The sequence below is a fragment of the Tunturiibacter gelidiferens genome, assembly GCF_051013345.1.
Classification (GTDB): domain Bacteria; phylum Acidobacteriota; class Terriglobia; order Terriglobales; family Acidobacteriaceae; genus Edaphobacter; species Edaphobacter gelidiferens_A.
The window spans coordinates 5297058-5309411 of record NZ_CP132939.1 but is presented as its reverse complement, the minus strand read 5'-3'; the positions used below and the strand labels follow the sequence as shown (position 1 = coordinate 5309411).

Sequence of the window (12354 nt, the reverse complement as noted above, 5' to 3'; positions counted from 1 at the left end):
GGAAAACGAAGTATGAAAAGCGCGGCCTTTTGGCCGCGCTTTTTTGTTTCCACTTGATTCGCTCCCAGATTCGTGGTGCGTACGTCGAGGATTCAGCCTCTGTCAGTAGCCGTTGGCGATGAGGTACTCCTCGGTGAGGGTGAATTTTTCTGGTGTGTGCTGGCGTTCGGCGTATTTGCTGAGGACGTCGACCTCGATGTTGAGGGGAGCGCCAGGGGTGAGGGTGTGAAGGCTGGTGGCGGCGTAGGTGTGAGGGATGATGGCTACTTCGACCACGCTGTCGACGATGGAGGCTACGGTGAGGCTGATGCCTTCGATGGTGATGGAGCCCTGGGGGACGACGTAGCGGGTGAGAGCGTCGGGGAGCTGAATGCGGAGGCGCCAGTCTGTATCGGGCTGGTTGGGCGTGATGGGGGCGAGGGAGATGAGGGTCGCGGTTCCGTCGACGTGGCCCTGAACGACGTGACCTCCCAGCGGCGAACCTGCGGGTGTGGGGAGCTCGAGGTTGAGGATAGCGTCGGGGCGCAGGTGAGTGAGGGTGGTGCGGGCGATGGTCTCGGCGGCGAGGTCGGCCGAGAAGCGTGGGGGAAAGGCGTTGGGCTCGATGCTGAGCGCGGTGAGACAGACTCCGTTGACTGCGATGCTGTCGCCTGTGTTGAGGCGCGCAGTGAGCGTGGGCGAGGCGATGGTGATGCGGGTTGCGCCTGCGGTTGGAGTGATGGCTAGAAGCTTGCCGGTGGTTTCGATCAGGCCAGTGAACATGGTTTTAGCTTATCGCTTTCGTCTGTGGTGCGATGGGATTGGGCTGGAGTGCAGGCCACGCGTCGTGGAGGTAGCCGGTCACGCAGACGTCGGGATCGTAGGCGGCGCGGGTGACACGGTGCAGAGACTCCTGGAAGAGATAGGGGGAGCCGATGCCCTGAGCGAAGGGAATGGCCTTATCGCCTAGCTCGGTCTCGGCGTAGATGAGGACGGCTTTGTCGACCAGGTTTTGCTGGAGGAAGGCTCCGTTGAGGTGGAAGCCGCACTCGAGCAGGAGGCTGAGGATGTTGCGCTCGGCGAGGGTGGAGAGGACAGCGGGGAGGCTGAGGCGTCCGGCGTGCTCGGGGATGGTTTCTACCTGTATGCCGAGGTTGGTGAGTTCGGTGATTTTGGTTTCGGGGGCCGTTTTGCTGCAGAGGATGAGCAGGTCCGGCTCGCCTGAGTCGTGGGAGTTGCCGGCTGATCGGACGAGTTGGGAGGAGAGGGGGATTCTTAGCTGCGAGTCGAGAATGACGCGGAGGAGTGGCCGGCGGCGGGGCAGGTGGTTGGGCTCGAAGAGTCCGCTTTCGGCTGGATTTTGCGTTCCGCTGCGGGTGGGATTTTGCATTCCGCTGCGGTCTGGATTGTGCATTCCGCTGCGGGCAGGATTTTGCATTCCGCTGCGGTCGGTTAGCTGTGGGTCGTCGGCGAGGACGGTGCCGATGCCGGTGAGGACTGCGTCGGAGGCGTGGCGGAGGAGTTGGACCTCGTAGCGGGCGGCGGGGCCGGTGAGCCAGTGGGGCTGGTTGGGGAAGCGCGAGGCAGGCGGCGGTGCGAGCTTGCCGTCGACCGAGAGTGCGGCTTTGAGGGTGACGAAGGGAGTGTGGTGCTGGATGAAGTAGGCGAAGGCGTCGTTCAGGTCGCGGGCTCGATCCTGCAGGACTCCGAGTGTGACCTCGATGCCTGCGGCGCGGAGTTTGGCTAGTCCCTGGCCGCTGACCTGGGGGTTGGGGTCCTGGGTGGCTACGACGCAGCGGCGGACACCGGCGGCGATGAGGGCGTCGGCGCAGGGGCCGGTGCGGCCGTGGTGGCTGCAGGGTTCGAGGGTGACGTAGGCGGTGGCTCCTATAGTGGAGAAGCCGCGCTGGGCCGCTTGTTTGAGGGCTACGATCTCGGCGTGGTCGCGGTTGGCGTAGAGATGGGCGCCTTCGCCGATGATCTTCGAGGCGCCTCCGCTGGGTGGCGTCTGGGTGAGGACACAGCCTACCTGTGGGTTTGGCGAGGCGAGAGCTGTGGTCTCGGCTGCGAGCTTGAGGGCTCGCTTCATGAACGTCTGATCGTTAGCGGCGCGGGTTGGTGAGGATAGGTCCATTCGGTATGCGGATTGTTCCGTTTCCAGGTTTTCCGTTGTTCGGTGGCGGCTCGTGGGGGGACCCCCTGGGGGTATCTGCGTGTAAGTAGGTTTATTTTCAATAACTTGCAAAAACGACTGTCTGCAAATATCTCTATCTAAACGACTTACGGCTAAATATTTCTTTCCAAAGGGGTTAATTGCTTAATCGGGAAAGGGCTCCGAAAACCCGGAACCCTTTTTCTCTTTATAACAAGTATAGCGGATTGGACATAACTGATACGCCACGCAAACCTCCTTGTCTGGCGCGGGTTTTGGCGTGTATGGGGCTTGACAGGATTTTGAGGTCCGGGGTTTTACGACAACGGCTAAGGCTAAGGCAACGAAGATAGCTCTACGCTGCGTTGTTCACGGTGAGGCTGTCAGCGGCTTTGGTCGAGATAGCGATTTTTTGTGGGTGGGAGGACCGGGAACGACGGAGTGTGTGGGTGGGAAGGTCCGAATGGTATGGGTGAGTGGAATGTGTCGGGATCCTTCACTTCGTTCAGGATGACGGCGAAGAGCGGACAACGGCAACGGCAAAAGCAACAACAAAAGCAACAGCTAAGGCAACGACAACAGCAAAGGCAACGACAACAGCTAAGGCAACGACAAAAGCTAAAGCAACGACAAAAGCTAAGGCAACGACAACAGCTAAGGCAACGACAACAGCTAAGGCAACGACAACAGCTAAGGCAACAGCAACAGCTAAGGCAACGACAACGACAGAGCAACGGCGACAGCAAAGGCGAAATGCGGGGAGTCTTCGACTGCGTTCCTCACAAAAAAGCTTGAGCGGCTTCGCTGAGAATGACGGGGTGTTTTTCTGTGATTGGAGTTAGCTTTCGTTTGGCGTAGACCAGAACGGAGCCGTTTCGGCTACAATCCTCGGACTTGAAAAAGCAGTTTGTTTTGGCGTTGAAGGCTGAGCGTGTTATGCGGAGGGCACGGTGTAACTTGCCGGACTGGCATCAGGCAAACTTGCGATTGGCATCTGTGGAGGGCTTTCTTGTTGTCCTCTTGTCGCTGGCGAGGAAGGAACCGGGTGGGGCAGAAAGAGAAGGAATATCGGGCTATGACTTTGAAGAAGAACAAGTATCTTGCAGTCGCTTTTTGTCTGGGTGCATTGAGCGTTGTGTCTGTCGCCTCGTGGGCGCAGGTGGTTCCGGCAGAGAAGGCAGATGAGGCCAGGGTGGATCGGCTGCTGAAGCAGATGACGCTGGAAGAGAAGATGAACCTGATTCGGGGTGGGCTCGAAGATCCTTCTGTTTATCAGGGGCAGGCGGGCTATCTGCCTGGAGTTCCTCGTCTGCATGTGCCTTCGCTGCGGATGGCCGATGGGCCGCCGGGCCTGTTGACGCGGGTGGTGGGGCAGGCGCAGACGGCGACGATGGGCGTTGCCGCGACCTTCAGCACGAAGGATGCGGAGGCCAATGGCGCGGAGATTGGGCGTGAGGCGCGGTCGCTGGGCATCGATGTGGTGCTGCAGCCGTTTGTCAATATCGACCGCGATATTACCTTTGCGCGCGCGTACAACACGTTTGGCGAAGACCCGATGCTGAGCGGCCGAATGGGTGCGGCGGAGATTCGCGGGGAGCAGGCGCAGGGGGTGATGTCGCAGGTGAAGCATTATGTGGGGTACGACTCGAACTCGTACAACATCTTCATCGATCAGCAGACGCTGCATGAGGTGTATGCGGCACCGTTTGTGGATGCGATCGGGGCCGGCGTGTCGTCTGTGATGTGCTCGTATAACCGCATCAACGGACCGTTTGCTTGCGGGAACAGCGACACGCTGAAGACGATCCTGAAGGATGAGATGGGATTCAAGGGCTTTGTCACTTCGGACTGGGGCGGAGTGCATAGTGTCCTGTTCATCAACGAAGGGCTGGACATGGAGATGCCCGGTGCCGCGGAGGCGGATAGTCCGTTCAAGGCGTTTATCAATAACTATTTTGTTACGGCTCCGCCTGACACTACGCCGGTGAAACCTCTCGACCCGGATGCGCTGGCGGGGATTCTAGGGGGTTCGATTCCAGAGGAGCCCCAGGTGAGTTCGATGGACATGGACGCATTCCCACGCGACAGCGATAAGACGTCGATGCGGGAGGCGCTGAAGAACGGTACGGTGACCGAGGCGACGATTACTGCTGCTGCGCGGCGGGTGCTGTATGAGATTGATCGGTTCGGGTATCTGGATGGCAAGCAGAAGCATACGGTGACGGCGCAGGATGTGGAGGCCAACGCGGCGGTGATTCGCAAGACGGCCGAAGATGCGGCGGTGTTGTTGAAGAATGAGCATGCGCTTCCGCTGGGCAATGATGACTTGCAGTCGCTGGCGATGATTGGACCGGGGGCGGGTCAGATTGCGGCGATCGGGACGTTCGGCGAGCGGAGCCCGGGGTTGACGGAGCGGCAGATTGGTCCGCTGGAGGCGCTGAAGAAGGGTGCTCCTACGGCCAACGTTACGTACGCGGTAGACGACGATATGACTGGCGTGCCGGTTCCGGCAGCGTTGCTGTCGCATGATGGCAAGCCGGGGTTGCTGCGTACGGAGGGTTCGGGCAGGAACAAGGTGGACGCACAGCTGGACTTTACGCACAGCAATGGCAAGTCTTTGCCGGCGAGCGGCACGGTGACGTGGAAGGGAACGCTGACCGTGCCGAGCGCGGGGGAGTATTGGCTTTATCTGCAGGTGCTGGGAGCGCGCGGGCGGTTGATGATCGACGGCAAGCGCGTGGGCCAGACGGGCGCGGCGAAGGGGACGGTGCATGGCGATGTGCAGTACGCTACGCAGGACAACGGATTCCCGACGGTCGATGGGCTGGACAATGTGCGGCGCGCGTTGCAACTGACGGCGGGGCCGCACTCGATTACGGTGATGGCGAGTAGCGATACTTCGAATAAGCCGGAGCAGATTCGGCTGAACTGGATGACGCCTGAGCTGCGGGAGAGCAATCATCGGGCGGCGATCGATGCGGCGAAGAAGGCGCATACAGCGGTGGTGTTTGTGTGGACGCGCGGGAAGCCGGACTTCGCGTTGCCAGGGGAGCAGGACAAGCTGGTGGATGAGGTTGCCGCTGTGAACCCGAACACGATTGTGGTGATGAATGTGAGCCAGCCGGTGGCTATGCCGTGGCTGGGCAAGGTGAAGGGTGTGCTGCAGATGTGGTGGACGGGCGATGAAGGCGGATGGGCTACGGCAGATGTTCTGCTGGGGAAGGTTAGTCCGGCTGGGCGGTTGCCGTTTACCTGGGCGAAGCAACTGACGGACTACGCAGCGAATGACCCGGCGCATTTGGAGCGGTCGGCCAAGGGTGTGGATGGGAAGACGACGTACTCGGAGGGTGTTGATGTTGGATACCGGTGGTTCGATAAGGAGAAGATTGAGCCGCTGTTTCCGTTTGGATTTGGACTTTCGTATACGACGTTTGAGTACTCGGATTTGAAGGTGGCGAAGGCATCGGATAACGGGCTGGATGTTTCGGTGCGGGTGAAGAATACGGGTAGCGTGGCGGGCGATGAGGTGCCGCAGGTGTACCTGGATGCTCCGGAGCAGCAACCGCAAGGGATTCAGTTTGCGCCTAAGACGCTGGCGGCGTTCGATCGCGTGACGCTGGCTCCGGGTGAGAGCAAGGACGTCGTAATGCATGTGGCTCCGCGGGCTCTGGAGTACTGGTCGGTGGCGGAGAAGAAGTGGGTAAGGTCGGAAGCGCGGCGGGTGCGGGTGGGATCGTCTTCGCGTGATTTGAAGTTGACTGCGGAGAAGTAAAGCTGCTGGGGGCTGTCCTGCCGGACGGGCCCACTCCGCGTGGGGCGGTCACTTCGTGACTTGTATACCGATCTTGGCGGGTTAGGTGCCTGGGTCCTCCCGTTGGTCGGAAGGCACAGCTTAGTCGAGGAGGGAATCGACGAAGGCGGCGCTGTCGAAGGGGATGATGTCTTCGAGCTTTTCGCCGATGCCGGCGTAGATGACTGGGAGTTTGAGCTCGGTGGCGATGGCGAGGACGATGCCGCCTTTGGCTGTGCCGTCCAGCTTGGTGAGGACGATGCCGGTGACGTGGGCGGCTTCGGTGAAGAGGCGGGCCTGGGTGAGGCCGTTCTGACCGGTGGTGGCGTCCATGACGAGGAGTGTTTGGTGAGGGGCGCCGGGCACCAACTTCTGTGCCGTCCGGCGCATCTTGTCGAGCTCCTTCATCAGGTCGGTCTTGGTGTGGAGGCGGCCCGCGGTGTCGACAATGAGAACTTGGGTGTTGCGGGCTTTGGCGGCGGCGCAGGCGTCGTAGAGCGCAGCTGAGGGTCGCCGCCTTGCTTGGTCTTGATGATCTGAACGTCGGAGCGCTGGGCCCAGACTTCTAATTGCTCAATCGCGGCAGCACGGAAGGTGTCGGCGGCGCAGAGGAGCACGGTGCGGCCCTGCGCGGTGAAGTGTGCGGCGAGCTTGCCGGTGGTGGTGGTCTTGCCGGTGCCGTTGACCCCGACCATCATGATGACCTCGGGCGGAGTACCGGGATGGGTGATGGGGCGGGCTACGTTGTCGAGAACCTGCTTGAGCTCGGCCTTGAGGAGGCGCTTGAGGTCGTCGCCGCCCTGGATGCCGACTCGGAGGGCGCGCTGGCGGAGGTTCTCCATGACGAGGGCGGTGGTGGGTGCGCCGAGGTCGGCTGCGAGGAGAAGCGGCTCGAGGTTGACGAGGGTTGTCTCGTCGACCTCGCGGGTGAGAGCGATGACGGAGCTGATGGACTCGGAGAAGGACTCGCGGGTGCGGGTGACCGCATGCTTCATGCGGTCGAAGAGGCCGCGCTTCGGCTCCTGCGGCTCTGGAGCTACTGCGGTGGGCTGATCGGGTTGCTGGTCGGATTTGTCGCGTTTGCCGAAGAGGGAAAAAGCCATGCTCTTTTAGTTTAGCAATGTTGGAGGTATGGCCGATGGGTGGTGTTTGGCGCTCTTTCGATCGTTGACTTTCGCGCTGGTGAGCTTATCGTTGAGGGTGACAAGTCATTGATGATTATGACGTACCTTGGACGATTATGACGAAGGCGGAGCTTTACGGGTTCCTCGCAGGTCATACGCTGGGGGTAGTGGGAAGTATCTCAGCCGAGGGTGCGCCGCAGTCTGCTCTTGTGGGGATTGCGGTTACGGAAGATCTTGAGATCGTCTTCGATACGCTGAATACCACTCGCAAGTACAAGAATCTCACCTCCAATCCAAAGGCCTGCCTGGTAGTGGGATGGGAGGGAGAAAAGACCGTCCAATTTGAGGGCGAGGCGTTTCTACCGGTGGGCGAGGAACTGAAGCGGTACAAGAACGTCTACTTCTCCGCGTGGCCTGATGGGGTGAGTCGTCAGGATTGGCCTGGGCTGGTTTACTTTGTCGTTCGTCCGAGGTGGATTCGGTTCAGCGACTTTGATCAGCGGCCTCCGTTGATCGAAGAGATGGTGTTTGAGGTGTGAGAGCATAGGCGAGCTGATAATGTTTGCGTGAATGCTGTGGATTATGATGAAACGCAGCGAGGTGATCGACCATGGCAGCTTCGACGCTGATTCCGTTGCAGGAGTATCTGGAGACGAGCTATCGACCCGACCGCGACTGGATCGATGGCGAGGTGAAGGAGCGGAATATGGGGGAAGGGCAGCACGCGAACGTACAGGGTTTCTTTACGCGCGTGATCGGAAACCACGCAATCGAGTGGCAGGTGCGGGTGTATCCCGAGCAGCGGGTGCAGACCTCAGCAAAGCACTATCGGATTCCTGATATCTGCGTGACGCGGAGGAGTGCGCCGTTTGAGGCGATTGTGCATACGCCGCCCCTTTTGTGCATCGAGATCCTTTCGCGTGAGGACCGGATGAGCGAGATGCAGGAGCGGGTGGAGGACTATCTTGGAATGGGGGTTGAGATCGTCTGGCTGGTGGACCCGCGGAGAAGAAAGGCTTTTGTGAGCGATGCGCAGGGGTTGCGCGAGGCGGTGGAGGAGCTTACGGTGCCGGGTACGGCGATCCGGGTCGCGGTGACCGAGGCCTTTGCGGAGTTGGATGAGCTTGAGGGCAAGGCTGGGGCTTAGTCTGAAGGCGCCGGTTGACTGGGTTGTGGCGGCTTCAATTTGACTGGAGTGAGTTCTGGTAAATGCGTAGTCGAACGCAACAGGCCTGGAGCAGAGGCGCATCAATGTGGTGGGCGTGGCCTTGGTCGAGCAGGTCGCCGAGGATGGTGTCGACCTCGACGGGAGCGCCTTTTTGCAGGTCGCGGTACATGGATGAGGTGAACTTCGAGTCTTTCATGATGGCTTGTTTGCGAAGGTTTTCCAACGCGGATTGCGGAGTGGGGAAGCCGCAGGCTTTGGCGATTGCGGCACACTCGTCCAGCGCCTGAAGCGCGGTCTGTTCGCCGTCGGGCACTCCGTTGATCTCGCCGATGGGACCGCCGAGCAGACAGGTGATAAGTCCGAGTGAGGCGATGATGACCCACTTGTCCCACATGGCCTGGGTGATGTTGAGGGAGAGTTCCGTGTCGAAGCTCGCATAGTGGAAGATTGCGTCGAGTGTGCGGATGCGTGGGGTGAGTTCTCCGCTGCGCTCGCCGTAGATGAGCTTTTGCATGGGAGTGATCTGAACGATGCGGTCCTGCTCGTCGAGATCGGTGGAGACCAGGCAGACGCCGCCGAGGACGGCCTTGTCGCCAAAGCTCTGGACGAGCGAGTCCATGTGGTGCATGCCGTTGAGTACGGGGTAGATCATTGTGTCGGGGCCTACGGCGGGGGTCATGTCTTTGATTGCCTGATCGAGAGCCTGGGCCTTGACGCTTAGAAAGACGACGTCGTAGGGAGAGTTGATCTCGTTGGTTGTGATGACCTTCGGTTTCAGTGTGGCGTCGCCGTGAGGGCTGAGGATGCGGAGTCCATCGCGTTGAAGCTGCTCCGCTCGAGCGGGTCTGACGAGAAAGGTAACGTCGCGGCCTGCCTGCGTGAGACGCGCTCCGAAATATCCTCCTACGGCACCGGCACCGACAACCAGCATCTTCATGTTGTTCCTCCGTGAGCTGAGCCTCGAGTTTGAGGCCGGTTCTGGCTGCCAGGTTTCAGCCGTGAGATGTCCTGCCGGACGGGCCGCCTGCGCGGCGCGCGATCACTTCGTGACTCGTATACCTTGTGTCGGCGGGGTTGATATCTTCCGTCCTCCCGTTGGTCGGAATGAGAATGAGCTTGCAGTTATTCGTCGCGGCCTGGGCGGGCCATTAGTTCGCGAATGGCTTCTTTGGGGCTTTTGTTGTGGTGGAGGATGGCATCGACCTGCTCGGTGATGGGCATCTCGACGGCGTAGCGGGCCGCGAGGCCGAGGGCTGCGGCGGTGCTGCGAACGCCTTCGGCTACCTTGCCGTTGAGTCCGGCGATGATGTCGGGAAGCTGGCGGCCACGGCCGAGTTCTACACCAACGGCTCGATTGCGGGAGAGAGAGCCGGTGCAGGTGAGGATGAGGTCGCCTGCGCCGGAGAGGCCCGCGAGAGTTTGACGGCGGCCACCGCAGGCTACGGCGAGGCGGGTCATCTCGGCGATGCCGCGTGTGATGAGGGCGGCGGCGGAGTTGTGGCCGAGGTTGAGGCCGTTGGCGACGCCGGCGGCGAGGGCGATGACGTTTTTGAGAGAGCCGCCGAGCTCAACGCCGGGGACGTCCTCGTTGGTGTAGACGCGCAGGCTGGACGAGGTGAAGTCGCGTTGAATGGTCTGGGCGACGTTCGGGACCTCGGAGGCGACGACGACCGCTGTGGGCATGCCGGCTGCGACCTCTTGTGCGAACGAGGGACCGCTGAGCACGGCGAAGGGATTGCGAGTGACGGAGGCGACGACCTGGGACATGCGGAGGTAGGTGGTCTCTTCGATGCCCTTGCTGGCGCTGAGGATGATCTGGTCGCGAGTGAGCAGGGGGCGATGTGCGTGAGGACGCCGCGTAGATGCTGCGACGGCGTGACGCAGAGGAGGATGTCGGCCTCGAAGATGGCGCGCGGGAGGTCGGCGGTGACGTGGATATCGACGGGCAGGGTGAAGCCGGGGAGGTAGGGCAGGTTTTCGCCGGCTTCACTGAGCTGCTCGGCGAGAGCGGCGGAGTGAGACCAGAGGAAGAGCTGGTGTCCGCCGCGACGGGCGAGGGAGAGTGCGAGGGCGGTCCCCCAGGCACCTGCTCCCAGGACAGCGATTCGGCTCATGCTACCGCCTTCTTCTTGCCGAAGCGGCTCTCTGTGCCTGCGAGTAGGCGGCGAATGTTTTCGTGGTGCTTGACGATGACGAGGAGCGGAATGAAGACCAGGCCGGCGATGACAAGGGGGTTCGCTGAGGAAGGAAGTAGAGGCCGAAGAGAGGGAAGATGGCTGACCCGATCATCGAAGCGAGCGAGACGTAGCGGGTGAAGAGAACGACGGCCAGAAAGATGCCGAAGGTGCAGGCTGCTGCGGGCAAGCTGAGGGCGAGCATGACGCCTAGAGCGCTGGCTACGCCCTTGCCGCCGCGGAAGCCGAGCCAGATGGGGAAGACGTGTCCGAGGATGGCGGCTACGGCGGTGATGACGGCGAGGTCGTCGTTGCCGGGGGCGAGATGCTGGGCGACTTTGACGGCGAGGAAGGACTTGCCCACATCGAGCAGGAGCGTGGCGATGCCGAGTCCTTGGCTCCGCTGCGAGCGACGTTGGTGGCGCCTATGTTGCCGCTGCCGGTGGCGCGAATGTCTTCGTGGCGGAAGGTTTTTACGAGCAGGTAGCCGAAGGGAATGGACCCAAGAAGGTAGGCGAGCGGAATGGAGAGGAGCCAGGGGTTCATGTCGTCCGAATGAGTCTACCAAGTGCGGGTGAGGATGGTCTTACGGCGTGCGTGCGGGCTGCGCGGCGGACGGGTTTTGGAGTGCAGGCTAGAGGAGATGGATGCGGATCAGTTCGAGGGCGTGCTGGCTGGCCCACCAGCGGATCATCTCGCGGTCGCCGCGGAGGTTGAGCTCTTTGACCTGGGTAGATTGTGCGCTGGCGAGTGCGATGTAGACGAGGCCGATGGGTTTGTCGGCATCTGGGCCGGGAGCTCCAGGGCCGGGGCCGGCGATGCCGGTGATGGAGATGCCGAGAGAGGCTCCGGTGCGGATGCGGATGCCTTCGGCGAGGGCGCTCGCTACTTCGGGCGAGACGGGGCCTTTGTTTGCGATGAGTTTGGAGGGGACGTCGGCGAAGGTGGTTTTGAGTGCGTCGCTATAGACGACTGCACCGCCGAGGAAGTAACGGGAGCTGCCGGGGATCGCGGTGAGGCGCTCTGCGAGGAGGCCGCCGGTGCAGCTTTCGGCGGTGGCCAGGGTTAGATCGCGGAGGCCGAGGTTGAGGAGCACGACCTCTTCGAGGGATTCGCCGTGGGAGGAGAAGATGGAGTCTTCCATCTCGGCTTCTATTTTTCGGCGAGTTCGTCGACGCGGCGCTGGGCTTCGGCGAGGGTGGGCTTGGCGCAAAGGAAGTGAAGCTGGATCTCGCCTGAGCCGGCGAGGATGGTGGTCTCGACGTCCGCGTATTGCGTGTAGATGGGGGCGGTGCGGGAGTCGACGTGCGACTCGGGGATGAGGGCCATGCGGAGGAGACGTTTGGCGAGGTGACGCGGGGGAGAGCAGCGCCGAGGCGAGGTTTGACCTGCGTGTCGAAGAGCGGCTTTAACTCTTTGGGTGGGCCGGGGAGGAGGATGACGATCTTGCGGATGGGCTTGCCAGCGGCGTCGAGGACAGTGGTGTCGAGGAACTGGCCGGGGCGCTGCCGTTTGAGTTTTCGAGGAGGATGGCGCCGTCGAGCACGTCGGCTTGCTTGGCGTTGTTGGGCGGCATGACCATCTGTCGTGCGGCGAATCGCTTGTAGAGCTGGGTGAGGATGGCGGGGTTGGAGTGCAACTCGATGTTGAGTGCGGCGGCGGCGGCTTCGCGGGTGAGATCGTCTTCGGTGGGGCCGAGGCCGCCGGAGAAGAGGACGATGTCGGCGCGCGCGATGGCGATGGAGGCGGCGCTGGTGAGGTGGGAGAGGTTGTCGCCGACGATGGTCTTGAAGGCGACCTGGACACCGAGGTCGTTGAGGCCGTCGGTGAGGTAGAGGGAGTTGGTGTCCTGACGGTGGGGCGTGAGCATCTCGGAGCCGACAGCGATGATTTCAGCGATCATGGGTGATGGTGGGCTTTCCAGGCCTTGTGGTTGGCTCTGCTCTTGATGATATGGGTTGCGCGTG

At 61.5% G+C, this 12354-nt stretch carries 10 protein-coding genes and 3 pseudogenes; 4 read left to right on the top strand and 9 right to left on the bottom strand.

Annotation, left to right across the window (positions count from 1 at the left end; translation table 11 throughout):
- Window positions 1–102: 102 nt before the first annotated feature.
- Window positions 103–762, bottom strand: a complete 660-nt coding sequence (locus RBB80_RS26715; RefSeq protein ID WP_433965284.1) for a riboflavin synthase — start codon at window positions 760–762, stop codon at window positions 103–105.
- A 4-nt stretch (window positions 763–766) separates the two neighbouring features.
- Window positions 767–2068 (bottom strand): bifunctional diaminohydroxyphosphoribosylaminopyrimidine deaminase/5-amino-6-(5-phosphoribosylamino)uracil reductase RibD, encoded by a 1302-nt coding sequence (gene ribD / locus RBB80_RS26710; protein WP_433965283.1) that lies wholly within the window; start codon window positions 2066–2068, stop codon window positions 767–769.
- Between the two features lie 539 nt (window positions 2069–2607).
- On the opposite strand from ribD, the gene RBB80_RS26705 reads away from it, so the two are divergent.
- Both RBB80_RS26705 and RBB80_RS26700 read left to right on the top strand, forming a co-directional pair.
- Window positions 2608–2973 (top strand): hypothetical protein, encoded by a 366-nt coding sequence (locus RBB80_RS26705; RefSeq protein WP_433965282.1) that lies wholly within the window; start codon window positions 2608–2610, stop codon window positions 2971–2973.
- Between the two features lie 203 nt (window positions 2974–3176).
- Window positions 3177–5903: a beta-glucosidase family protein gene (locus RBB80_RS26700; protein ID WP_433965281.1), complete on the top strand. Its 2727-nt coding sequence runs from the start codon at window positions 3177–3179 to the stop codon at window positions 5901–5903.
- Between the two features lie 120 nt (window positions 5904–6023).
- On the opposite strand, the pseudogene ftsY reads toward RBB80_RS26700, so the two are convergent.
- A pseudogene (gene ftsY, locus RBB80_RS26695) lies at window positions 6024–6916 on the bottom strand (signal recognition particle-docking protein FtsY).
- A 245-nt stretch (window positions 6917–7161) separates the two neighbouring features.
- Between ftsY and RBB80_RS26690 the strand changes: the two are divergent.
- Entirely contained in the window at window positions 7162–7584 is a 423-nt protein-coding gene (locus RBB80_RS26690; RefSeq protein WP_433965280.1) for a pyridoxamine 5'-phosphate oxidase family protein, read from the top strand.
- A 71-nt stretch (window positions 7585–7655) separates the two neighbouring features.
- On the top strand, window positions 7656–8192 hold the full coding sequence (locus tag RBB80_RS26685) for a Uma2 family endonuclease (RefSeq protein WP_433965279.1): 537 nt from the start codon (window positions 7656–7658) through the stop codon (window positions 8190–8192).
- A 34-nt stretch (window positions 8193–8226) separates the two neighbouring features.
- On the opposite strand, the gene RBB80_RS26680 is transcribed toward RBB80_RS26685, so the two are convergent.
- The 6 genes and pseudogenes from RBB80_RS26680 to RBB80_RS26655 all read right to left on the bottom strand — a co-directional run bounded on the left by RBB80_RS26680 (window position 8227) and on the right by RBB80_RS26655 (window position 12290).
- Window positions 8227–9150: a ketopantoate reductase family protein gene (locus tag RBB80_RS26680; protein ID WP_433965278.1), complete on the bottom strand. Its 924-nt coding sequence runs from the start codon at window positions 9148–9150 to the stop codon at window positions 8227–8229.
- A 185-nt stretch (window positions 9151–9335) separates the two neighbouring features.
- Window positions 9336–10295: pseudogene (locus RBB80_RS26675) on the bottom strand (NAD(P)H-dependent glycerol-3-phosphate dehydrogenase); the annotation flags it as partial.
- A 33-nt stretch (window positions 10296–10328) separates the two neighbouring features.
- Window positions 10329–10933: pseudogene (gene plsY / locus RBB80_RS26670) on the bottom strand (glycerol-3-phosphate 1-O-acyltransferase PlsY).
- 88 nt (window positions 10934–11021) lie between these two features.
- Window positions 11022–11531, bottom strand: coding sequence for a CinA family protein (locus RBB80_RS26665; RefSeq protein WP_433965277.1), 510 nt, complete (start codon window positions 11529–11531; stop codon window positions 11022–11024).
- Window positions 11532–11539: 8 nt separating this feature from the next.
- Window positions 11540–11716 carry a hypothetical protein gene (locus RBB80_RS26660; protein WP_433965276.1) on the bottom strand — a complete coding sequence of 59 codons (177 nt, stop codon included), beginning with the start codon at window positions 11714–11716 and terminating at the stop codon, window positions 11540–11542.
- A 79-nt stretch (window positions 11717–11795) separates the two neighbouring features.
- On the bottom strand, window positions 11796–12290 hold the full coding sequence (locus RBB80_RS26655; protein ID WP_433965275.1) for a competence/damage-inducible protein A: 495 nt from the start codon (window positions 12288–12290) through the stop codon (window positions 11796–11798).
- Between the last annotated feature and the right edge of the window lie 64 nt (window positions 12291–12354).